General features: G+C 72.1%; 14 protein-coding genes. 5 read left to right on the top strand and 9 right to left on the bottom strand.

Features of this window, described 5'->3' with window-relative positions; genetic code table 11:
• Positions 1-85 precede the first annotated feature (85 nt).
• From UK12_RS03315 to UK12_RS03305, 3 genes are all read right to left on the bottom strand, one after another.
• Complete coding sequence (locus UK12_RS03315; protein ID WP_045299216.1) at positions 86-1786, bottom strand: DEAD/DEAH box helicase; 1701 nt, start codon at positions 1784-1786, stop codon at positions 86-88.
• Between the two features lie 230 nt (positions 1787-2016).
• A complete protein-coding gene (locus UK12_RS03310; RefSeq protein WP_045299214.1) occupies positions 2017-2223 on the bottom strand; it encodes a cold-shock protein in 207 nt (68 codons plus the stop codon).
• A gap of 310 nt (positions 2224-2533) precedes the next feature.
• On the bottom strand, positions 2534-4714 hold the full coding sequence (locus UK12_RS03305) for an MMPL family transporter (protein WP_045299212.1): 2181 nt from the start codon (positions 4712-4714) through the stop codon (positions 2534-2536).
• A 442-nt stretch (positions 4715-5156) separates the two neighbouring features.
• On the opposite strand from UK12_RS03305, the gene UK12_RS03300 reads away from it, so the two are divergent.
• Together UK12_RS03300 and UK12_RS03295 are read left to right on the top strand one after the other, a co-directional pair.
• Positions 5157-6044: a phosphotransferase enzyme family protein gene (locus UK12_RS03300; protein WP_045299211.1), complete on the top strand. Its 888-nt coding sequence runs from the start codon at positions 5157-5159 to the stop codon at positions 6042-6044.
• Positions 6045-6221: 177 nt separating this feature from the next.
• On the top strand, positions 6222-7169 hold the full coding sequence (locus UK12_RS03295) for a polysaccharide deacetylase family protein (protein WP_156178506.1): 948 nt from the start codon (positions 6222-6224) through the stop codon (positions 7167-7169).
• A 73-nt stretch (positions 7170-7242) separates the two neighbouring features.
• On the opposite strand, the gene UK12_RS03290 is transcribed toward UK12_RS03295, so the two are convergent.
• The 4 genes from UK12_RS03290 to UK12_RS03275 all read right to left on the bottom strand — a co-directional run bounded on the left by UK12_RS03290 (position 7243) and on the right by UK12_RS03275 (position 13000).
• Complete coding sequence (locus UK12_RS03290; RefSeq protein ID WP_045299209.1) at positions 7243-7944, bottom strand: exonuclease domain-containing protein; 702 nt, start codon at positions 7942-7944, stop codon at positions 7243-7245.
• 127 nt (positions 7945-8071) lie between these two features.
• The gene (efeB, locus tag UK12_RS03285; RefSeq protein ID WP_045299207.1) at positions 8072-9370 is read right to left on the bottom strand and encodes an iron uptake transporter deferrochelatase/peroxidase subunit; all 1299 of its coding nucleotides are present in this window, start codon (positions 9368-9370) and stop codon (positions 8072-8074) included.
• Positions 9370-11490, bottom strand: coding sequence for an iron uptake transporter permease EfeU (gene efeU / locus UK12_RS03280; protein ID WP_045299205.1), 2121 nt, complete (start codon positions 11488-11490; stop codon positions 9370-9372). Before efeU ends, efeB begins: the two co-directional genes overlap by 1 nt.
• 250 nt (positions 11491-11740) lie before the next feature.
• Positions 11741-13000 carry an SAV2148 family HEPN domain-containing protein gene (locus tag UK12_RS03275; RefSeq protein WP_045299203.1) on the bottom strand — a complete coding sequence of 420 codons (1260 nt, stop codon included), beginning with the start codon at positions 12998-13000 and terminating at the stop codon, positions 11741-11743.
• 400 nt (positions 13001-13400) lie between these two features.
• Between UK12_RS03275 and glgX the strand changes: the two genes are divergently transcribed.
• The 3 genes from glgX (at position 13401) to treZ (ending at position 19754) form a co-directional block, all read left to right on the top strand.
• The gene (gene glgX / locus UK12_RS03270) at positions 13401-15518 is read left to right on the top strand and encodes a glycogen debranching protein GlgX (protein WP_045299201.1); all 2118 of its coding nucleotides are present in this window, start codon (positions 13401-13403) and stop codon (positions 15516-15518) included.
• 76 nt (positions 15519-15594) lie between these two features.
• A complete protein-coding gene (treY, locus tag UK12_RS03265; RefSeq protein ID WP_045299199.1) occupies positions 15595-18009 on the top strand; it encodes a malto-oligosyltrehalose synthase in 2415 nt (804 codons plus the stop codon).
• 5 nt (positions 18010-18014) lie between these two features.
• The gene (gene treZ, locus UK12_RS03260) at positions 18015-19754 is read left to right on the top strand and encodes a malto-oligosyltrehalose trehalohydrolase (RefSeq protein ID WP_045299197.1); all 1740 of its coding nucleotides are present in this window, start codon (positions 18015-18017) and stop codon (positions 19752-19754) included.
• A gap of 140 nt (positions 19755-19894) precedes the next feature.
• On the opposite strand, the gene UK12_RS03255 is transcribed toward treZ, so the two are convergent.
• Both UK12_RS03255 and UK12_RS03250 read right to left on the bottom strand, forming a co-directional pair.
• Complete coding sequence (locus UK12_RS03255) at positions 19895-20788, bottom strand: transketolase family protein (RefSeq protein WP_045299195.1); 894 nt, start codon at positions 20786-20788, stop codon at positions 19895-19897.
• 105 nt (positions 20789-20893) lie between these two features.
• On the bottom strand, positions 20894-21613 hold the full coding sequence (locus UK12_RS03250; RefSeq protein ID WP_045299193.1) for a transketolase: 720 nt from the start codon (positions 21611-21613) through the stop codon (positions 20894-20896).
• Between the last annotated feature and the right edge of the window lie 10 nt (positions 21614-21623).

Here is a 21623-nt window from a genome sequence, read left to right as displayed (position 1 = left end):
ACGACATCGAGGCACCCGACAGCACTCCGGCCCGCCAGGGCGTACCTGGCGGGCCGGAGGAGAGCAGCCGGAGACCGGCGGACGGTCAGTCGGACTTGCGGCGCTGACGGCCGGTGCCGTAGTTGGAGCCGCTCTTGGAGCCGGAGCCGGGCTTGGAGCGGCCGGAGGTCTTGCCGATGAAGCCGGCTGCCATCCGGCGGCCGCCGCCCTCACCCGAGGCCGAACCCGAACCCGAGCCGGAGGCGCTACCGGTGGCACCGAAGCGCTGCTTGGGACGCGGCCGCTTGGCGTTGCCGTTGATGTCCACGTCGGCGGGCAGGCCGGAGCGCTTGGGCGCCCGGCGGCGGGCCGGGGCCGTACCGGCGGCCGAGGCGGCGGGCGCGGGCTGGGCCGGGGCCGCGATCGGGAGGACGGCGACGCCGCTGGGGGTACGCGCGCCGGTGATCCGGGTCAGCTCGGAGTCGGCGGGGCGGACCTTGGTGACGGTGGGCCGGATACCGGCGGTGGACATCAGCCGGTTGACCTCGCGGCGCTGCTCGGGCAGCACCAGGGTGACCACGGTGCCGGACTCGCCGGCCCGCGCGGTGCGGCCACCGCGGTGCAGGTAGTCCTTGTGGTCGATCGGCGGGTCGACGTTGACGACCAGGTCCAGGCCGTCGATGTGGATGCCGCGGGCGGCGACGTTGGTGGCGATCAGCGCGCTGATCTGGCCGTCGCGGAACTGGTCCAGGGTGCGGTTGCGCTGCGGCTGGGACTTGCCGCCGTGCAGCGCGGCGGCCTGCACACCGCTGGCCCGCAGCTGCTTGGCCAGCCGGTCGGCGCCGTGCTTGGTGTGCACGAACATGATCACGCGGCCCTCGCGGGCGGCGATCCGCGCGGTGGCCTCGGCCTTGTCCGCGGCCTCCAGCTGGAGCAGGTGATGGTCCATGGTGGTCACCGCGCCGGCCGAAGGATCCACCGAATGGGTGACCGGGTCGGTCAGGAAGCGGCGCACCAGCCGGTCGACGTTGCGGTCCAGGGTGGCGGAGAACAGCATCCGCTGCCCGCCCTCGGCGACCTGCTCCAGGAGCTTGGTGACCTGCGGCAGGAAGCCCATGTCGGCCATCTGGTCGGCCTCGTCGAGGACGGTGATCCGCACCTCGTCGAGCTGGACGTCCTGCCGGTTGATCAGGTCGTCCAGTCGGCCGGGGGTGGCGACCAGGACCTCGGTGCCGCGCCGGACCGCGTTGGACTGCTTGTTGATCGACATACCGCCGACCACGGTGGTGATCCGCAGGTTGACGGCGCTCGCGTACGGGGTGAGGGCGTCGGTGACCTGCTGGGCCAGCTCGCGGGTGGGCACCAGCACGAGGGCCAGTGGACGGCGGGCCGAGGCGCGCTGTCCGGCGGTGCGGGCCAGCAGCGGCAGGCCGAAGGCGAGGGTCTTGCCGGAGCCGGTACGGCCCCGGCCGAGCACGTCACGCCCGGCGATCGAGTCGGGCAGCGTGGCGGCCTGGATCGGGAAGGGCTCGGTGACGCCTTCCTTGGCGAGCGCGGAGAGCAGTGCCTTGGGCATCTCCAGCTCGGCGAAGCTCTGTGCGGCCGGGCGGGCGGGGGTGCCCTCGACCACGGTGAAGTCCTCGGCCACCTGGGGCGCGGCAGCCGCGCGGGCGCGCGGGGCGCGGCGCGGTGCGGACGAGGTACGGGCGCGGTCGGCGCCGCGGGTGCGGTCCGCCGTACGGGCGCGGTCGGTGGCGCGCGGGCGGTCCGTGGTGCGGTTGCGCGGCGGGCGGGCAGGGGTGGTCATGGGCTCTCCAGTCCTGGGTCGGCCGATGGCCGCGGCTACCGCGTGATGATCGCAGAGGATCGCGGGTGCCGTGGCAAATGGTCCATGGGGTGCCCCCAGCCGGGGGCTGGGGGAAGGTCGGCCGTCAGGGGTGAAGTGCGCCGCCCCGGCCGTTCGGCGGCATGGGCGAGGGCCCGCACCGTGCGGTGCGGGCCCTCGCTTCGCGACAAGCTGTCGGCGTGAGCCGATGGTCAGCCGATGACGCGGATGTTCTCGGCCTGCGGGCCCTTCTGGCCCTGGGTGACGTCGAACTCGACGTGCTGACCCTCGAGCAGCTCACGGAAGCCCTGGGCGGCGATGTTCGAGTAGTGGGCGAAGACGTCCGGGCCGCCACCCTCCTGCTCGATGAAGCCGAAGCCCTTCTCGCTGTTGAACCACTTCACGGTGCCGGTAGCCATAACCGTCTCCTCTTTCTGGGGCATCAGGACCTACACCTCGTAGGCCCCAAGTAGCCGCGATCCCCATCCGGAGACAAAACACCGGACAAAACAAATGCGCCTGTTGGGTTGGTAACCAGCAGGCGCACACATACGTTCATGGGAACCAAAACTGCAACTGCTTCGACTGTAGCACGGGCGGGCGGTCAAATGATCGGAAGAGTTTCCCTCGCCACAGTCGTCCGCACCGGGTTTACCTGCACAGATGAGGGGGCATGCGGTGTGCTCACCGCATGCCCCCCGCCCTGTGACTACGGGCTACCGCTGACCGTCAGGAACGGCCGGCGGGCTCCCGGTCGTCCTCGTAGGGGACGGCGGCCAGCGGAGCCGGAGTCCCGTGCCCGGCCAGCTCGCCGTGACCGGGCCACCAGGCGGCACGGCCGAGCAGCGCGGTGACGGCCGGGGTGAAGAAGAGCGCCATCACGAACGCCGCCACGATGATGCCGAAGGCGATCGAGAAGCCGATCTCGCTGAACAGGACGTTGCCCGCCAGCATGAAGGTCGCGAAGGACGCGGCCAGGATGAAGCCGGCCGCACCGACGGTCGGACCGCCGTGGCGGATCGCCTCCGCCGCCGCCTCGCGCGGCGAACGCCCTTCGGCGGCCTCCTCGCGCAGTCGGGCGACCATCAGGATGTTGTAGTCGGTTCCGATCGCCACCACGAAGAGGTAGATGAAGATCGGCAGCATGAACATCAGGCCCGGCTGGTTCGCGACGTGCTGGAAGATCAGGCTGGTGGCGCCGAGCGTGGCGCCGAAGCCGAGACCCACCGAGGCCATCAGGTACCAGGGGGCGACGACGCTGCGCAGCAGCAGGCCGAGGATCAGCATGATCAGCAGGCCGGCGATCGGGAAGACCAGCTTGTAGTCGTGCGCCATCGCCGTGTTGATGTCCTTGTACACGGAGGTGATGCCGCCGACGTACGCCTTGGTGCCGGCCGGGGTGTCCGCGTGAGCGGTGTTCCGCAGCTTGTCCATGGTGGAGATCGCCGCGTTGCTCGCGGGGTCGTCCTTGAGCAGGACGGTGAAGTCCGCCGTGGTGCCGTCCTTGCTGAGCTGCGGCTTCGGCTCGACCTGGGCGACCCCCGGGACCTCGGCGAGCTTGCCCGCGTAGGTCCGCAGGGCGCTCTCGTCGAGCTTGGCGCCGTCGGTGGTGCTGGTGACGTAGATGTGGCTCGGGTCGGCCGCACCCGCCGAGAAGGCGTCCATCAGCTTGGTCTGGACGACCATGGACTCCTTGTCCTTCGGCATCGAGCTGCCGGCCAGGTCGAAGGTGCCCTTGTAGCCGAGGGCGGCCAGGGTGAGGGCGACCAGGACACCGCCGGAGGCCAGGGCGACCATGGCGGGGCGGCGCTGGACCATCCGGCCGAGGGCGGCGAAGCGAGCGCCCCGGGGCTCCTCCATCCACTTCTTGCCGGGCCAGAACAGACCCTTCGCGGGAATCACCGACAGCACGGCGGGCACCAGGGTGACCGAGGCGATGGCGGTGGTGACGACCGCGATGGCGAGCGCCGGGCCGAGCGCCTTGAACATGCCGAGGCTGGAGAGCACCAGCACCGCGAAGGCGACGGTCACCGCACCGGCGGCGGAGGTGATCGCCTCGCCGACCCGGCCGACCGCGTTGGCCACGGCCGTCTTGCGGTCCTCACCGGCCCGCAGCCGCTCGCGGTAGCGGAACATCAGGAAGAGGAAGTAGTCGGTACCGACACCGAGCAGCACCACGATCAGGATCGCCGACATGGTGTTGTCGGCCTTCAGACCGAAGAGCTTGGTGGCGTAGTTGATCAGGCCGTTGGCCGTCGGCGAGACCACCACCATGATCAGCAGCAGCGGCGCCAGCGCGATCAGGATGCTGCGGAAGATGACCGCGAGGATCAGCAGGATCAGGACGAAACTGCCCAGCCCGATCAGGAGGTTGGCAAGACCCGAGGAGTCCTTCGCGTCGAGGTTCGACGCCGCCGGACCACCGACCCGGTACTTCAGGGCCGAACCCTCGGTGAGCTTGGTGCCGTCCTCACGCAGCGCCTTGGCGGCGTCGGCGGACTCGGGCTTCTGCATCACGGTCTTGTCGATCGCGACCATGGACAGCGCGTACTTGCCGTCCTTGGACATGCTCTGCGGACCGACCGGGATGATCTGCTCGACGTCCTTGATGTGCTCGTCGGTCAGACCCTGGACCACCTTCTTCATGGTGGCCTGGTCGGCAGCGTCCAGCTTGCCGCCGTCGGTACGCTCGAAGAGCAGCATGGCGCCGGGGGTGAAGTTGGCCGGGAAGGCCTTCTCCTGCAGCTGGGAGGCCTGGATGGACTCGTAGTGCTTGGGCAGGAAGGCGCTCTCGTCGTTCTGCGCGGTGACGGTCGGCGCCGTCACAGCGATCGCGATCATGCCGACGACCCAGGCGGCGATCACCCACCACGCCCGCCTGACGACGAATTGTCCTATTCGGTGGAACATGCTCGTAATGCCTCCTGGGCATGGTTCACCGCAGCCCTTGGGGACGGGACGCCGGGCGACGGCTGGGCCGGCGCAGAGCAGGGCTCTAGCCGGTCGGCAGGTAAGTATCTGTGTGCATCCTACGGGGTCTTACTTGCCGACCGGCAAGTGGCCCCGCTGGATCGCGCCCCCTGGAGCCTGGAATCCGGCCCCGGTCCATCCTGACCTGTTGACCAGCCCTGACACCTCGTGCTCCGGGTGGAGATCCCTCCCCCTCAGGGTGGATCCATCCCCTACCTCAAGAAGGAGAACCAGTCCCTGAGGAGTAGGGAACAACCCCACACCCTCCCCGAACGACTGCCCCGAACGACTGCCCCGGACCACTGCCCCGAGCTGCCGTCCTCGCCCGGTCCCCCATCCACCGGCGGGGCGGGCCCCGAGCCCGTAGGTCATCATTCACTCCATGACGACCACCTTCGACGGGCCGCGCGCCCAGGCCCTGCTCGCCACCGCCTGTGCCGCGGCCGGGCTGCCCGCGCCGGCCGGCGCCCGGCTGCTGGCCCTCGGCGAGAACGCCGTCTTCGACCTCGGCGATCTGGCCGTGGTCGCCAAGGTCGGACGCGGCCCCGAACTCGCCGAGCGCACCCGGCGCGAACTGGCCGTCGCCGACTGGCTCGCCGGACAGGGCGTGCCCGTGGTCCGCCCGTACCTGACCGCACCCGTCCTCGCGGACGGGCACCCCGTCACCTTCTGGCACCGGCTCGCCCCTGCCGTCAGGGCCGCCGAGCCCGCCGACCTGGCCCCGCTGCTGCACGCCCTGCACCGACTGCCCGCGCCGCCGTTCACGCTCGCCCCCCGCAACCTGCTCGCCCCGGTGGAGCGCTGGCTGGCCGGCGCCGACGGCCACATCGACCCGGCGGACGCCGCCTTCCTGCGCGAGCGCAAGGCCGACTTCGCCGCCGCGATCGGGGGCCTCGCCCCGCAGCTGCCGCCCGGCGTGATCCACGGCGACGCCCTGCCGCGCAACGTCCACCTCACCGCCGACGGACCCGTCCTGCTCGACCTGGAGAACGTCTCCCACGATCTGCGCGAGCACGACCTGGTGGTCCTCGCCCTCAGCCACGACCGCTACGGCGTCCCCGCCGAGGACTACCTCGCCTTCACCACCGCCTACGGCTGGGACGTCCGCGACTGGCCGGGATTCGCCGTGCTGCGCGGCGCCCGGGAGACCGCCAGCGCGTCCTGGGTCGCCCAGCAGGTCCCCGGCAACCCGGCCGCGCTCGCCGAGTTCCGCCGCCGGGTCGACTCGCTCCGCGAGGGCGCGACCGCGGTGCGCTGGTACTCCTTCTGACCCCCCTGCGACCTCCTCGCAGCCTCCCTTCGATGTCCCTCCGATTCCCCTCCCATCCCTTCTGACCCAAGGGTCGTCTTCGTACGCACCTACGGAACCGTGCCCTGACGGCGGACGTCGTACCGGGTGCGGCCCGCACCCTCCCGGGCCGCCGGTACGACGTCAGGAGCCGTTGCCATGCGGATACCCAGCCCTCGGTCAGGTCTCGCCCGCGCCCTCGGGTACGGCCTGGCCGCGCTGCTCGCGCCCGCCCTGATCGCAGGTTGCGGACCCGCCGAACCCGGCACCGTCGGCTCGGCGGCGCCCGGCACCTCCACCGTTCCGCCCCCGTCCTCGCCGTCCGGGTCTTCCGCACCCTCCGCGCCCTCGTCCGGCAGCACGGCCCCGACGCCCGCCGGCTCCTCGGCCGCCTCGCCCTCGACCGGCCGGACCTCCCCGACGCCGACCCCGAGAGTGAGCTCCACGCCGACCGCGGACCCGACCGGGAGTTCGACGCCCGCGCCGCCACCGCCGCCCGCCGGCGGTCCGACCTCGATCGTCTACCACACCGCGTCAGGCGGCCGTACGGTCGCGCTCACCTTCGACGACGGGCCGAGCCAGTACACCGGCCAGGTACTCGACCTGCTGGCCCAGTACGGCGCGCACGCCACGTTCTGCCAGATCGGTCCGCAGGCGACCGCCCGGCCGGCCGCCGTCAAGCGCATCCTGGCCGAGGGGCACCGGCTCTGCGACCACACCGTCCACCACCCGCAGCCGATGCACACGCTCTCCCACGACCGGCAGGTGTACGAGATCGCCGCAGCGAAGGAGATGATCACCAAGGCCGGCGGCACGGGCACCGAAGTCCCGTGGTTCCGCGCGCCCGGCGGGGACTTCAGCGCCGAGAACAAGCTGATCGCCGTTCAGAACGGCATGCGCCCGCTCGGCTGGTCGGTGGACACCCGCGACTGGTCCCGTCCCGGGGTCGCCTCGATCGTCGCCGATGTGCAGCGCAACCTCGGGCCCGGCGGGGTGGTGCTGATGCACGACGGCGGCGGCGACCGCAGTCAGACCGTGGCGGCCCTGCGCCAGCTCCTCCCCTGGCTCACCGCCCACGGTTACACCTTCGACTTCCCCGCCGTCTGACTCCCTGGAGCGGCAGGGCGGGCCGGGGCGCAGCGGCAGCGGGCCGGCCGTGCTGCCCCGCGTGCCCCGGGGCTCAGCGGAGCGGCCAGCGCGGGTCGATGACGGCCTCGACGTCCTTGCCCTTGCGCAGCCAGGCCTGGAGCCCCTCGGCCCAGGACCGGTGCCAGTCGATCTGAAGCACGTGCAGTTGCTCGGGGGTCAGGTCGCCGACCTGGGCGGGGTAGCGCTCGCCCAGGGCGACGGCGACCCGCACGGCGGCCAGGGCGTCGCTGCCCGCCTCGTGGGCGTCGGCGAGCTCGACCCCGTACACCTCGCAGACGTGCTGGAGCGTGCGGGAGCCCTTGCGGTAGCGGTCCACCGAACGGTCGATCACCAGGGCGTCCACCACCGGACCGACGGCGCCGCCGAGCCGTTCGGCGAGCGGGGGACGGCCGTGGCGGCGCAGCTCGGCGTCGAGCAGCGAGAGGTCGAACGGCGCGTTGAAGGCGACCACCGGGTGCCCGAGGGCCAGCCGTGCGCAGAGCGCGGCGGCTATCTCCTCGACCGCCTCGGCCGCCGGTCTGCCGTGGGTGCGGGCCTGTTCGTCGGTGATGCCGTGGATCGCGGCGGCCTCGGCCGGGATCGGCACGCCCGGGTCGACCAGCCAGCCCGAGATCCGTTCGACCCGACCGCCGAGGGTGTCCACCAGGGCGGCGGTGACGATCCGCGAGTGCGCCGGGTCGGTGCCCGTGGTCTCCAGGTCGAAGCCGACCAGTGGCTCCTTCCACCAGCTCATCTGGGGTGTCCTTCCGTCCGTCCGCCGTGGTCTGGCCTCATCATCGCGGGTGCCTGTGACAGCCAGGACGCGCGGCAGCCCCGGCACGGTTCGTACCGGGGCTGCGGCAGGGGCCGGGGGCCGTCCGTCAGGCGGAGGCGAGGAGTCCGCGTCCGAGCCAGTCGGCGCTGTCCTTGACCCCGGGCAGGGCGAAGAAGTAGCCGCCGCCGGTGGGCGAGATGTAGTCGACCAGCGGCTCGCCGATCAGGCGGGTCTGGGTGGCCTCGAACTGCCGGACCACGTCCTGCTGGTAGCAGCAGAAGGCCAGTCCCATGTCGAGGTTGCCGACGCTGTCGATGCCCCGGTCGTAGTTGAAGCCCCGGCGCAGGATCCGCGAGTCGGCGGTCTTGTCGGTGCGCGGGTTGGCGAGCCGGATGTGCGCGTCCAGCGGGATGGCGTTGCCGTCCGGGTCCTTGGCGTAGTCGGGTGCGTCGGTCTCCTTGGCACCGTCCAGCGGAGCGCCGGTGTCCTTGCGGCGACCGAACATCTTCTCCTGCTCGGCGAGCGAGACCCGGTCCCAGAACTCGACCAGCATCCGAATGATCCTGATGACCTGGTAACTGCCGCCGACGGCCCAGTCGGGTTCGCCCGTGCCGGCGGTGACCCAGACCAGCCGGTCCATCACCCGGGAGGAGGTGGTGTCCGGGTTGGCGATGCCGTCCTTGAAGCCGAGCAGGTTGCGCTGGGCGCCGTCCGGGCGGCCGGGGTTCTGGAAGCCGTCGATCCGCCACTTGATCTGCATCGCGCCCCGGGTGTGCCGGGCGATGTCGCGCAGTGCGTGCAGCACGGTGTCCTGGCTGTCCGCGCAGATCTGCAGCGAGAGGTCGCCGTGCAGTTCGGCGGCGTTCAGGTTGTCGTTGGGGAAGGTCTTCATCGGGTTGAGCTTGACCGGCTTCGCCTTGGCCAGGCCGTAGCGGTCGTCGAACAGCGAGGCGCCGACGCCGACCGTGACGGTCAGGTTGTCGGTCGGCAGCACCGGGCCGAGGATGCCGCTGTCGGACGGCGGTGCGCCGACGCCGAGGTTGGGCGGGGTGCCGCCGCCGGTCAGGTAGCGGATCCGGTCGGTCAGCGTGTGGAAGAGGTTCTCCAGCGCCTTGCGGTCCGGGGCGACCACGTCGAACGAGACGAAGAGGGCGTAGCCGGGCGCGGGCGTGGTGATGCCGGCCTGGTGGGTGCCCTGGAAGGGGACCAACCCGGTCTTGGACTGGCTCGGGCCGTCGGCGGAGGCCGGGGTGGCGCCGAGGGCCAGCACACCCCCGGCGACGGCGGCGGCTCCGGCACCCGCGCCGAGCGCGGCCTTGACGAAGCTACGGCGGTCCGAGCCGCCGCGTCCCTCGGAAAGGTGGGCGAAGGGGCACGAGCCGGTGACGGCAGGCTGGTCGGTCATCAGGCGGCCTTCCGGATTTCGAGCAGGGTGGGGACGTTGGCGAGATCTTCGAGCAGCTGGCCTGCGGCGCCGTTCAGCTGGCGGCGGGCCGTGGGGGTGAGCTGGCCCACGGGGGTCCAACTTCCGTCCGGGTGGTGGGCGGCGTCGAGCAGCCCATTGATCCGGATCATGCCAGCGTCCACTTCGGTCAGCAGCTCGGGGGCGCGCGACCGGAGGAGCGGCTGAAGGACGGTCAGCAGTTCCTTGGTGCCTACGACGTTGGCCTGCACGGTCGCCAGGTTGGTGCCGCTGCCCTGGTCGGTGTCTCCGGTGAGCTCGAACTGGAGCGCGTTCTCAAGGATCTCGTGGGCGCGCAGCGGAAGGTCGGTGGGGTCGAACTTCTGCGTGGGGAACGCCTTGCCGAGACCGTCCACGTCGCTGACCAGCTGGTCGGCCACCGGGGTGAGGTCGTCGGCGCTCTGGTTGTGCCACAGGCCGTACTCCAGGCGGAGGAAGCCGCTGAAGTCCTTGTCCTGCGCCTTGTCGGCCAGACCGTCGGGGCGGCCGTCGATCTTGCCGTCGAAGTCGGCGAAGGTGCCGTAGGCGGCGCCCAGCGAGGCGTACTGGGTGTGTGCGGTGAGCCAGTCGGTGCGGGCGGCGTCCAGGTTGCCCGCGTGGATGTCGGACTGGAGCTGCTGGGTCTGGGTCAGCAGGGTGGCCAGGCCCTGGCCGACGAAGGTCCTGTACGCGGCGAGCGGGGCGTCGAGGTCGCCCTCGGCGACCGGGACGACGGCCTTGACCGCGGTGCCGCCGGAGACGTGCACGCTCGCGGAGGTGACGATCTGTCCGCCGGTCGGGACGCAGCGCCAGGCGTAGTCGCCGGAGCCTATGGTGGCGGTCAGCGCGCGGGTGGTGCCGGGGGCCAGGCCCTCTATCTCGCCGTAGACGGCGCCGCTGCCCGGGTTGACCAGGTAGACCTCGGAGGTCTTGCTGCCGGTGTTGTGCATCTGGAAGACCTGCTGGCCGGGCTGCGGGGCGGCGAAGCCCTTGCCGCAGTCCTGCTCGGAGACCGAGACGGTGGAGCTGCCGGCGGGCTTGCCGCCGCTGACCGCGATCACGGCGCCCGCGACCACGACGGGGACGGCGACCAGCGCCGCCGGGACCAGCCAGCGCGGACGGCCGCCCTTGCCGGGGGCCTCCTCGGCGGCGGCCGGCGTCTCCTGCGCCGCAGCGGCGGTCTCGGCCTCAGCCGCAGCCGGCTCTGCCTCGGCGGCCGCTGCGGACTCGGCGGGGGCGGGCTTGGCCTCGGCCGGCTTGGCGACGGCGGCGGTCATCCGGACGCCCTGGACGAAGAGCGTCATCACGATCGACAGGTACGCCACGTAGGCCAGCACCTGAATGACGGTCATGGTGACGGTCAGGTTGAGCACGCCCTGGACCAGCGTGGCGTACCAGGACGAGGCGTCGACGTGCTTGCCCAGGTCGAAGGCGTACGCGGTGCCGCCGGGCAGCACGCCCGACTCCTGCAGGTCGCGCAGGCCGTAGCTGAGCACGCCGGCCGCGATGACGATCAGTACGGCGCCGGTCCAGGTGAAGAACTTGGTGAGGTTGATCTTCAGCACCCGGCGGTACAGCGCCCAGCAGAGCCCGGTGGCGAGGAGCAGGCCGACCGCCGCGCCGACCAGCGGGCCGGTGGACTCGTCGGCGGTCTGGATGGTGCTCCACAGGAACAGCGAGGTCTCCAGGCCCTCCCGGCCGACGGCCAGGAAGCTGGTGAGGATCAGTGTCCCGGCGCCCATGGCGAGTGCGGCGGTGACCTTCTCCCGGATGTCCGAGGAGAGGTTGCGCGCGGACTTGCGCATCCAGAAGACCATCGCCGTGACGAAGCAGACGGCGATCAGGCTGAGCGTGCCGCCGAAGGCCTCCTGGGCGCTGCCGGAGAGCTTGGCGGCGGTGAAGGTGAGCACCGAGCCGAAGCTGAGGGCGAGTGCCACGGCGGCCGCCACTCCGGTCCAGACCTGGGGCAGTCGGGCCTTCTGGCCGGACCGCACCAGGGTGGCGACCAGGATGGAAACGATCAACCCGGCTTCCAGACCCTCCCGTAGGCCTATCAGGAAGCTGGGAAACGCGTCGTCCCACATGTCGAGGGTTCTCCTCCCCGGGTCCCGGCCCCGGCGGTGCCTGTTCTCAGAAGCGACGCCCCGGACAGGCACTGTCCGGGGCGCGGGAACTTAGCTTAGGCGTGCCTTAGTAATGGCCGGGTCAAGCTGCCACGCCGAAAAGGCAAAACCTGAGACAGAACCGCCCCAGGGCGGCGGACGGGCTTTCAGGCGGGGTGGCCGTCCCGGACGGACGGCCCCTCAGCGGGCGGCCACCCGGTGGGACGGCCTCTCAGGAGACGGGACGCGAGTCCGCCCAGACCCCCTCGAACTCCTCGCGGTAGATCTCCAGCAGCCCGGCCTCCTGACCGCCCGGCAGCTGTCCGGCGCCGCCGCGCAGCACCAGCGCCGGGGACTCGATGCCCCGGGAGCGCCGCAGGTAGGGCTGGACCACGCCGAGGCCCTCCGAGCGCCGCCGACCGCCGGCCGAGGCCACCGACCGGGGGCCCTCCACCAGGTAGGCGGTGAACCGGGGGGTCTCGTCGAACACCCGGATCTCGAAGCCGCCCTGGTCGCGCAGCCTGGCCCGGACCCGGCGGACGTGCATGATGTTCATCTCGATCGAGCGGGCCAGTTCGCCGCGGCCGAGGCCGAGTTCGCGCTCGCGGCGGCGGACCGCACTGCTGGCCGGGTTGAGGAAGAGCAGCCGCACCCGGCAGCCGTCGGTGGCGAGCCGGATCAGCCGCTTGCCGGTGTAGTTCTGGCAGAGCATGCCGAGCCCGATGCCGACCGCGTCCAGCCGCCGGGCGCCGTCCAGCAGGTCCTCCACCGGCAGGTCGCGCTGGAGCCTGACCCGGTCCGCGTGCACCGCGACCACGTCCGCGTAGCGGCCGGCGATCAGCTGCTCGACCACGTCGGCGGGCACCCCGCCCGCACCGCCGTCCAGCAGCGCGAGCAGCCTGGCGGCGGCCCGTTCGGCCTGGGCCAGGACGGTCTGCGAGAGGCTGCGGTTGCGCGAGACGACGTGCCGGGCGACCTCCAGCTCGTCCAGCGCCAGCTCGACCTCCCGGCGGTCCAGTACGTACGGCTCGAAGCAGGGCCAGTGCTGCACCATCAGCTCGCGCAGCTGGGGCAGGGTCAGGAAGACCAGCGGGTCGTCGTCGGCCGGGTCGAGCAGGTAGCCCTTGCGGCGGCTGACCTCACGGACCGCCCCGGCCCGGTAGACCCACTCCTCGCCGGCCGGTCCGGCGGCGGCGGTCACCCAGTCCTCGCCGTGGGCGGGGGCGTAGACGGGGCGCAGCACCTCGCCGACCAGGGCACGCAGCCGCTGCTCGACCAGGTTGAGCCAGACGTACGCGCGGCCGGCCAGCCGGACCCGCTGGTGGGCCAGCTCCCACTGGTCGGCGGACCAGGCGAGGGTCGGGCCCTCGGACGGTCCGGACTGGGCGGGGATGGCGATCCGGCCGGGCGGGGACGTGTGCATGACCACCGTCGGCGCCTCGCTCCGCCCGGGGCCCTCGGGGCCGCCCCGGCCGTCTGCGGGGACCACCATGCGCTACCTCACCTCTCGGTCCGCGTCCCACTGGAATGACGGACCGTCCGCTGACACAGTCTCAACCCTGGCGGTCCTGGCAGGGCCTGTCTCCGCATGGGATCCGGAGCGCGCCGGACGATCAAGGGTACTGCGCACGCGCTGCGGGACGCAGCCCGTTGACCGGACAACGACGCGGCCGGGAACGGACCGTGACGCACCGCAAGCAGGCTGCAACCGGTCCACGGACACCCGTTCGGGCGAACAACGAACGAATGAGCACGGTTGGGGGGCAGCCGTTGGAGAGGATGCCCCATGTGCCGTACATCACGGTGCAGCCGGGCCGCAGATGGTGGAGCATTCCGCCGGGCATGGTCCGTTCGAGCACCAATTGCCGTCGTTTAGAGGTGAGTTGAGGCATATGCAGGTCTGGCCAGGGCAGCCGTACCCGCTCGGCGCAACGTACGACGGCGCCGGCACCAACTTCGCGGTCTTCTCCGAGAGCGCCGATCGGATCGAGCTCTGCCTGCTCGGCGAGGACGGCTCCGAGACCGCCGTCGAGCTGCGCGAGACGGACGCCTTCGTCCGGCACGCCTACCTGCCGGGCGTCCAGCCCGGGCAGCGGTACGGCTTTCGCGTGCACGGCCCGCACAACCCCGGTCTGGGCCAGCGGCACAACAGCGCCAAACTGCTGCTGGATCCCTACGCCAAAGCGATGAGCGGTCACATCGACTGGGACGAGTCCGTCTACGGCTATCACTTCGGCGCCCCCGAGCGCCGCAACGACCTGGACTCCGCCCCGCACACCATGCACTCGGTGGTGATCAATCCGTACTTCGACTGGGGCACCGACCGGCCGCCGCGCACCGACTACCACCGCACGGTGCTCTACGAGGCCCATGTGAAGGGGCTGACCAGACTCCACCCGGGCATCCCCGAGGAGATCAGGGGCACCTACGCGGGCCTGGCCCACCCGGCGGTCATCGAGCACCTGGCCAAACTGGGCATCACCGCGATCGAGTTGATGCCGGTGCACCAGTTCGTCCGCGACCACCGGCTGCGCGACCTGGGCCTGTCCAACTACTGGGGCTACAACACCATCGGCTACTTCGCCCCGCACTCCTCCTACTCCTCCGGCGGCGACCGGGGCCAGCAGGTGCAGGAGTTCAAGTCGATGGTCAAGGCGCTGCACGCGGCCGGGATCGAGGTGATCCTGGACGTCGTCTACAACCACACCGCCGAGGGCAACCACCTGGGCCCCACCCTCTCCTTCCGCGGCCTGGACAACGCCTCCTACTACCGCCTCGCCAAGGACCGCCGCTTCTACGAGGACACCACCGGCACCGGCAACAGCCTGCTGATGCGCAGCCCGCACGTGCTTCAGATGATCATGGACTCGCTGCGCTACTGGGTCACCGAGATGCACGTGGACGGCTTCCGCTTCGACCTCGCGGCCACGCTGGCGCGGCAGTTCCACGAGGTCGACCGGCTCTCCTCGTTCTTCGACCTGGTCCAGCAGGACCCGATCGTCTCCCAGGCCAAGCTGATCGCCGAGCCCTGGGACCTCGGCGAGGGCGGCTACCAGGTCGGCAACTTCCCGCCGCTGTGGACCGAGTGGAACGGCATGTACCGGGACACCGTCCGCGACCTGTGGCGCGGCGAGGCGGCCACGCTGGCCGAGTTCGGCTCCCGGCTGACCGGCTCCTCCGACCTCTACCAGGACGACGGCCGGCGGCCCATCGCCTCGATCAACTTCGTCACCTGCCACGACGGTTTCACCCTGCGCGACCTGGTCTCCTACAACGAGAAGCACAACGAGGCCAACCACGAGGAGAACCGGGACGGCGAGTCCTTCAACCGCTCCTGGAACTGCGGTGCGGAGGGCGAGACCCAGGACACGGGCGTGCTGGAGCTCAGAGCACGCCAGCAGCGCAACCTGATCGCCACCCTGATGCTCTCCCAGGGCGTGCCGATGCTGGCCCACGGCGACGAACTCGGCCGCAGCCAGGGCGGCAACAACAACGCGTACTGCCAGGACAACGAACTCACCTGGGTGCACTGGCCCGAGGACGACGGCCCACAGGCCCGGCTGCTGGAGTTCACCCAGGGCATGATCTGGCTCCGCCGCGACCACCCGGTCTTCCGGCGCCGCCGCTTCTTCCACGGCCGCCCGGTCTCCGGCACGCACAACGACCTCACCGACATCGCCTGGTTCACCCCCGGCGGCGAGGAGATGACCAGGCGCGACTGGGACACCAGCCACGCCAAGTCACTGACGGTCTTCCTGAACGGCAACGCCATCTCGGAACCGGACCGGCGCGGCGGGAAGATCGTGGACGACTCCTTCCTGCTGATGTTCAACGCCCACTTCCAACCACTGGAGTTCACCGTGCCCGCGGACCACGGCGAAGCCTGGCAGGTCGTGGTGGACACCGCCCTGCCCGTCCTGCCCGCGCCGGGCACCGGCAGCAGGGTCAAGGCGGGTGACAGCGTCTGGCTCACCGACCGCTCGCTGCTGGTGCTGCAACGGCCGGCATGAGTACCCCCCGAGGGCCGTTGGCCCATTCGCACCATGGCGGCCATAGCGGCCCCGAAGCCCGGGTAGGCATCACGCCATGACATCCGCCGCCGCACCCCACCCGACGGCCAGTTACCGGCTCCAGCTCCAGCCGGACTTCACCCTGCACGACGCCGAGCACGCGGTGGCCTACCTCGCCGCGCTCGGCGTCTCCCACCTGCACCTGTCACCGCTGCTGGAGGCCGTGCCCGGCTCCACCCACGGCTACGACACCGTCGACCACGGCCGGATCAGCGAACAGCTCGGCGGCGAGAGCGCCCTGCGCTCGCTGGCCGCCGAGGCACACCGGCACGGCCTGCGCCTGATCGCCGACGTGGTACCCAACCACATGGCGCTCCCGGTGCCGGAGCAGCTCAACCAGCCGCTCTGGCAGGTACTCAGGGACGGCCCCGACTCCCCCTTCGCGCACTGGTTCGACATCGACTGGACCGCGCAGCCGGGGCCCGCCGACGCCCCCGAGCGCGGCCGGCTGCTGCTGCCGCTGCTCGGCGACCGACTCGGCGCCGTGCTGGAGCAGTTCGAGGTCGACGGGGACGTGCTGCGCTACCACGAGCACGCCTTCCCGCTGCGCCCCGGCACCGCCCACCTGCCGCTGCCGGAGCTGCTCCGGCACCAGTGGTACCGGCCCGCCTGGTGGCAACTGGCCAGTACCGAGCTGAACTACCGGCGGTTCTTCACCGTCAACGAACTGATCGCGGTACGGGTCGAGGTCCCCGAGGTCTTCGAGGCCACCCACCGCACCCTGCTGCGGCTGCACACCGACGGTGTCCTGGACGGCTTCCGGATCGACCACCCCGACGGCCTGGCCGACCCGCGCGGCTATCTGGAACGGCTCGCCGAGGCCACCGGCGGGGCGTACACGGTGGTCGAGAAGATCCTCACCGGCCGGGAGCGGCTGCCCGCCGACTGGCCGTGCGCGGGCACCACCGGCTACGACGCGCTTCGCCGGATCGACGGCGTGCTCACCGACCACGCGGGCGCCGAGCACCTGATCGCGGCCTACCGGCGGGACGTCGGCGCCGGTCCCGCAGCGGCCGCCGCCACCCGGGGCCGGGCCGAACTCACCGCCCCCGACGGCGAGCTGGCCGCCGAGCTGGACCGCCTGGTGCGGCTGGTGCAGCGGATCTGCGCCAGCGAGCCCGCGCTCGCCGACCATGCGCCCTGGACGGTCCGCGAGACACTGCGCCGGTTGCTGACCGCCTACCCCGGCTACCGCCCGTACGTCCGGCCGGGCGAGAGCGCACCCGACGCCTCGGTGGCGCAGGTCGAGGCGGCGCTCGCGGGCCCTCCGGCCGACCTGCCGGGGGCCGAGGCGACCACCGGCCTGATCCGCGACCTGGTGCTCGGGCGGCTGGGGCGCAGCGTGGCGAAGGACGAGTTCTGCACCCGCTTCGCCCAGACCGCCTCGGCCGTCGCCGCCAAGGGCGTGGAGGACACCGCCTTCTACCGCTGGAACGCGCTGCTGAGCCTGAACGAGGTGGGCGGCGAGCCTGCGCATCCGGGTCTGCCGAGTGCCGAGTTCCACCGCTGGTGCGCGGAGCAGGAGCAGCACTGGCCGCACTCCATGACGGTGCTGTCCACCCATGACACCAAGCGCAGCGCCGATGCCCGCGCGCGGCTCGCGGTGCTGGCCGAGCTGCCCGGGCACTGGGCCGACGAGTGCCTCGCCTGGACGGACGCGGCCGGCCACTGCCCGGACCGCAGCACGGCCTGGCTGCTCTGGCAGACCCTGGTCGCCGCCTGGCCGCTCTCCGCCGACCGGCTGGTGTCCGTCCTGCTGAAGTCGGCCCGGGAGGCGAAGCTGCACACCTCCTGGACGGCGCCCGACACCCGCTTCGAGCGGGCGCTGACCGACTACGCGCGCGGTGTGCTCGCCCATCCCGGCCTCTGTCCGCGGATCGCCGGGTTCGTCGAGCTGATCGCCCCGTACGCGCGCAGCAACACCCTGGCGGCGGCCCTGCTGCACCTGACCGTGCCGGGCGCGCCGGACCTGTACCAGGGCAGCGAGGAGCCGCTCTACACCCTGGTGGATCCGGACAACCGGCGCCCGGTCGACCTCTCCGCGCTGGCGGCGCGACTCACCGACTCGGCCGCCGACCGGCCCCGCGACCTGGCCAGGGAGAAGCTGCACCTGACCACCACCGCCCTGCACCTGCGCCGGGACGTCCCGCTCGGGCCGTACCGCCCGCTGGCCGCGCAGGGGCAGGCCGCCGCCCATCTGCTGGCCTTCGGGCGCGGGCCCCAGGTGGTCACCGCCGTGACCCGGCTGCCGTACGGGCTGGCCCGGCAGGGGGGTTGGCGGGACACCGTGCTGGAGCTGCCCGAAGGCCCGTGGGTGGACGAACTGACGCAGCGCCCGTTCGACTCCGGTGCGGTGCCGGTGGCTTCGCTGTTCGAGCAGCATCCGGTCGCGCTGCTGAGCCGGCGCCGACCGGACTCTGGGAGGAGCTGAATTCGGTGACGACGTACCGGGTCTGGGCGCCGGAAGCCACCCTGGTGGAGGTCGAGGTGGACGGCGTCCCGCAGCCGATGGAGCGGGCCGCCGAGCGGCTCGGCTGGTGGCGGGCCGAGGCACCGTCCGGCGACTACGGCTTCCGGCTGGACGGGGGCCCGCCGCTGCCGGACCCTCGTTCGCCGCGCCAGCCGTACGGGCCGAACGGGCCCAGCCGCCCGGTGGCGCACGGCGACTTCCGCTGGTCCGACGTCCCGTGGCACGGCCGGGCGCTGCCCGGCTGCGTGGTGTACGAGCTGCACATCGGCACCTTCACCTCGGCCGGGACCTTCGACGCGGCGGCCGAACGGCTCGACCACCTGGTCGAACTCGGCGTGGACTTCGTGGAGTTGATGCCCGTCTGCCCGTTCCCCGGGCGGCACGGCTGGGGGTACGACGGGGTCGCGCCCTGGGCGGTGCACGAACCCTACGGCGGTCCGGACGCCTTGAAGCGCTTCGTGGACACGGCCCATCGCAAGGGGCTCGGCGTCATCCTGGACGTGGTGCACAACCACCTCGGCCCGTCCGGGAACCACCTGCCCGCCTTCGGCCCGTACTTCACCGAGCGGCACCACACCCCGTGGGGAGCGGCGGTCAACCTGGACGCGCCGGGTTCGGACGAGGTGCGGGACTTCCTGATCGGCAGTGCGCTGGCCTGGTTGCGGGACTACCGGGTGGACGGGCTGCGGCTGGACGCGGTGCACGCACTGGTGGACGGGCGGGCACTGCACTTCCTGGAGGAACTCGCCCGCGCGGTGACGGAGTTGGGCGAGGCCACCGGGCGACCGCTGTTCCTGGTGGCCGAGTCCGACCAGAACGACCCCAGGGTGACCGATCCGCGCCAGGCGGGCGGCTTCGGCCTGACCGCGCAGTGGAGCGACGACTTCCACCACGCGCTGCACGCCGCTCTGACCGGCGAGAGCCAGGGCTACTACGGCGACTTCGCCCGCCGCCCGCTCGCCGCCCTCGCCAAGGCCCTGACCGGCGGCTACTTCCACGACGGCGGCTGGTCCTCGTTCCGGGGCCGCAGCCACGGCCGCCCCTTCCCCAAGCCGTACGGGCACCGGCTGCTCGGCTACCTCCAGACCCACGACCAGATCGGCAACCGGGCCACCGGCGACCGGCTCTCCGCCTCCCTCTCCCCCGGGCGGCTCGCCGCCGGGGCGGCGCTGGTGCTCACCTCACCGTTCACCCCGATGCTCTTCATGGGCGAGGAGTGGGGGGCGTCCACCCCCTGGCAGTACTTCACCGACCACACCGATCCGGCACTCGCCGAGGCCGTCCGGGAGGGCAGGCGCAGGGAGTTCACCGAGTTCGGCTGGGCGGCGGAGGACGTACCGGATCCGCAGGCGGCGGCCACCGTGCTCGCCTCGACGCTGGACTGGACCGAGCTCCGGTGCGAACCGCACCTGGAACTGCTCGACTGGTACCGGCGGTTGATCCGGCTGCGGCGGATCTGTCCCGAGCTGACCGACCCCGACCTGTCGGCCGTCCGGGTCGGGTACGACGAGGAGAAGGGCTGGCTGGTGGTGCACCGGGGTCCGTACCGGGTGGTGGTCAACCTAGGCGGCGAGACGCCGCGTTCGGTGCCGCTGGACCTGCCGTACGCGGGGACGCTCGCGCTGTTCGGTGACTGCTGGCCGGGCGATGCGGAGAACTCGCTCTTCCTGGCGCCCGACTCGGTGGCGGTGGTCCGGGTCGGCTGAAACCGGGGCCTCCCCGTCCGCGGGCATGCACTTCTCCCCAGAGGCGCGGGGAACTGCGCGAGCAGGCCACTACGGAGCTGCGGTGCTGTTCACGCAGTTCCCCGCATCCCTCGACGGTGCGTAGCGGCGCGAAGGTCCGCTCACCAGAGGTAGGCGGTGATGCGCTCGCGCAGACCGGTGGCGTCCAGACCGTAGGCGGCGAGGTGCTCGGGGATGGAGCCGTAGTGGCGGTGCTCCTCGCGCGGCACGCCGAGGCCGAGGACGCGGTGCGCGCGGTCGGCCAGCGCCTCGTGCGCCTCGTTGGCGGAGGTACCCGCCAGGTAGGGCTCGACCAGGACCACGTCGGGCCGGCCACCGAGGGCGGCGCGCAGTCCGGCCGCGTCGAACGGGCGGACCGTGGCGGCGTAGAGCACGGTGACGTCCAGCCCCTCGGTGGCGTCGAGCACCGCGTCCAGCATCGGCCCGACCGCCAGCACCACGCCGCGCCTCCCCTCGCGCAGGGTGAGGAACCTGCCGGGCGTGATCGGGCGGGCGGTGGCGTTGCGGTGGTTGGAGAGCCGGACGTACACCTTGCGGTCGCCGTCCGCCGCCGCGTGCCGCAGCAGGGTCTCCGCCTCGTCCGGGTGGCCGGGCACGTGGACCGTCCAGCCGGGCAGGGTGTCGAGCAGCGCGATGTCGCCGGGTGCCATGTGGGTACGGCCGCCGGCCGGCCAGTCGTACGAACCCGCCGCGCTGACCAGGAGCGCTCCGACGCCCTGGTGCTCAAGGTCCAGCTTCACCTGCTCGAAGGGGCGCTCGACCAGGAAGCTGGCGAAGGTGTGGGCGATCGGCCGCATCCCGGTCAGCGCCATGCCACCGGCGGCACCGATCAGCAGCTGCTCCCGGATGCCCACGTTCACCACCCGGTCGGGGTGGCGGCGGGCGGCCTCGGCGAACGGGTCCGCGCTGATGTCGGCGAGCAGCAGGGCGATCCGGGGGTCGTGGTCGAGCAGGTCGCCGGTGACGTCGAAGAAGCGCTCGCGCATGGTTTCCATCGGTGGTCTCTTTCGGCTCGGGGCAGGCGGAGCCCGGAGGCTCGGGGCAGGCGGAGCCCGGAGGCTCGGGGCAGGCGGAGCCCGGAGGCTCGGGGAGGACGGGGCTCAGGAGTTCTTGGGCTCGACGCGGGCGACGACGGCGTGCGGGCGGCCCGGGTGCGGCCTGGTGTACGCCTCGTACAGGGCCTGGTGGTCGCGTCCGTCCACCGTGACGGCGGACCAGCCCTCGGCCTCGAAGCGGGAGGCGATGCCGCCGCGCCAGCCGTGCGTGGCCGAGGAGTTGTCGACGGCGATCACGTGCAGCCGCTCCAGCCCGGCCGAGCCGGCGAAGGCGAGGGCCTCGTGGTTGCTGCCCTCGTCGAACTCGGCGTCCCCGATCAGGACCCACACCGCCGGGTCCGACAGCCCCTGGGCGCGCAGGCCGAGCGCGGTGCCGACCGCCAGCGGCAGGCCGTGGCCGAGCGATCCGGAGGAGATCTCCGCGCCCGGGACGAGCAGCCGGTCCGGGTGGTGGCCGAGCGGGGAGTCGTACGCGCCGAAGCTGGCGAGGATCTCCGGGTCCAGGAAGCCCTTCGCGGCCAGCACCGCGTAGTAGGCCATCGGGCCGTGGCCCTTGGAGAGCAGGAAGCGGTCGCGGTCGATCCGGGTCGCGGTGGCCGGGGAGACCCGGAGCACCCGGTCGTAGAGCACCCACAGGGCGTCGAGGGTGGAGGTGGCGGCCGGTCCGTGCTTCTCGTCGCCGGTCATCCGGGCCATCAGGCCGGGGAGGTCGCCGAAGCCGTACAGGTGCTCGGAGGTCTGCGGAGTGGTCTCTGCGGTGGTCATGGATAGAGCG

Source organism: Saccharothrix sp. ST-888, from assembly GCF_000955975.1.
Classification (GTDB): Bacteria; Actinomycetota; Actinomycetes; order Streptomycetales; family Streptomycetaceae; genus Kitasatospora.
This window is presented reverse-complemented; position numbering and strand designations above follow the sequence as displayed.

Bases quoted from the DNA above. Each gene is read 5' to 3' on its own strand.
- glgX (WP_045299201.1), top strand. From the start codon at position 13,401: ATGCAGGTCTGGCCAGGGCAGCCGTACCCGCTCGGCGCAACGTACGAC.
- UK12_RS03295 (WP_156178506.1), top strand. From the start codon at position 6,222: ATGCGGATACCCAGCCCTCGGTCAGGTCTCGCCCGCGCCCTCGGGTAC.
- UK12_RS03275 (WP_045299203.1), bottom strand. From the start codon at position 13,000: ATGGTGGTCCCCGCAGACGGCCGGGGCGGCCCCGAGGGCCCCGGGCGG.
- UK12_RS03255 (WP_045299195.1), bottom strand. From the start codon at position 20,788: ATGGAAACCATGCGCGAGCGCTTCTTCGACGTCACCGGCGACCTGCTC.
- UK12_RS03250 (WP_045299193.1), bottom strand. From the start codon at position 21,613: ATGACCACCGCAGAGACCACTCCGCAGACCTCCGAGCACCTGTACGGC.
- efeU (WP_045299205.1), bottom strand. From the start codon at position 11,490: ATGTGGGACGACGCGTTTCCCAGCTTCCTGATAGGCCTACGGGAGGGT.
- UK12_RS03305 (WP_045299212.1), bottom strand. From the start codon at position 4,714: ATGTTCCACCGAATAGGACAATTCGTCGTCAGGCGGGCGTGGTGGGTG.
- treY (WP_045299199.1), top strand. From the start codon at position 15,595: ATGACATCCGCCGCCGCACCCCACCCGACGGCCAGTTACCGGCTCCAG.
- UK12_RS03310 (WP_045299214.1), bottom strand. From the start codon at position 2,223: ATGGCTACCGGCACCGTGAAGTGGTTCAACAGCGAGAAGGGCTTCGGC.
- UK12_RS03290 (WP_045299209.1), bottom strand. From the start codon at position 7,944: ATGAGCTGGTGGAAGGAGCCACTGGTCGGCTTCGACCTGGAGACCACG.
- UK12_RS03300 (WP_045299211.1), top strand. From the start codon at position 5,157: ATGACGACCACCTTCGACGGGCCGCGCGCCCAGGCCCTGCTCGCCACC.
- UK12_RS03315 (WP_045299216.1), bottom strand. From the start codon at position 1,786: ATGACCACCCCTGCCCGCCCGCCGCGCAACCGCACCACGGACCGCCCG.
- efeB (WP_045299207.1), bottom strand. From the start codon at position 9,370: ATGACCGACCAGCCTGCCGTCACCGGCTCGTGCCCCTTCGCCCACCTT.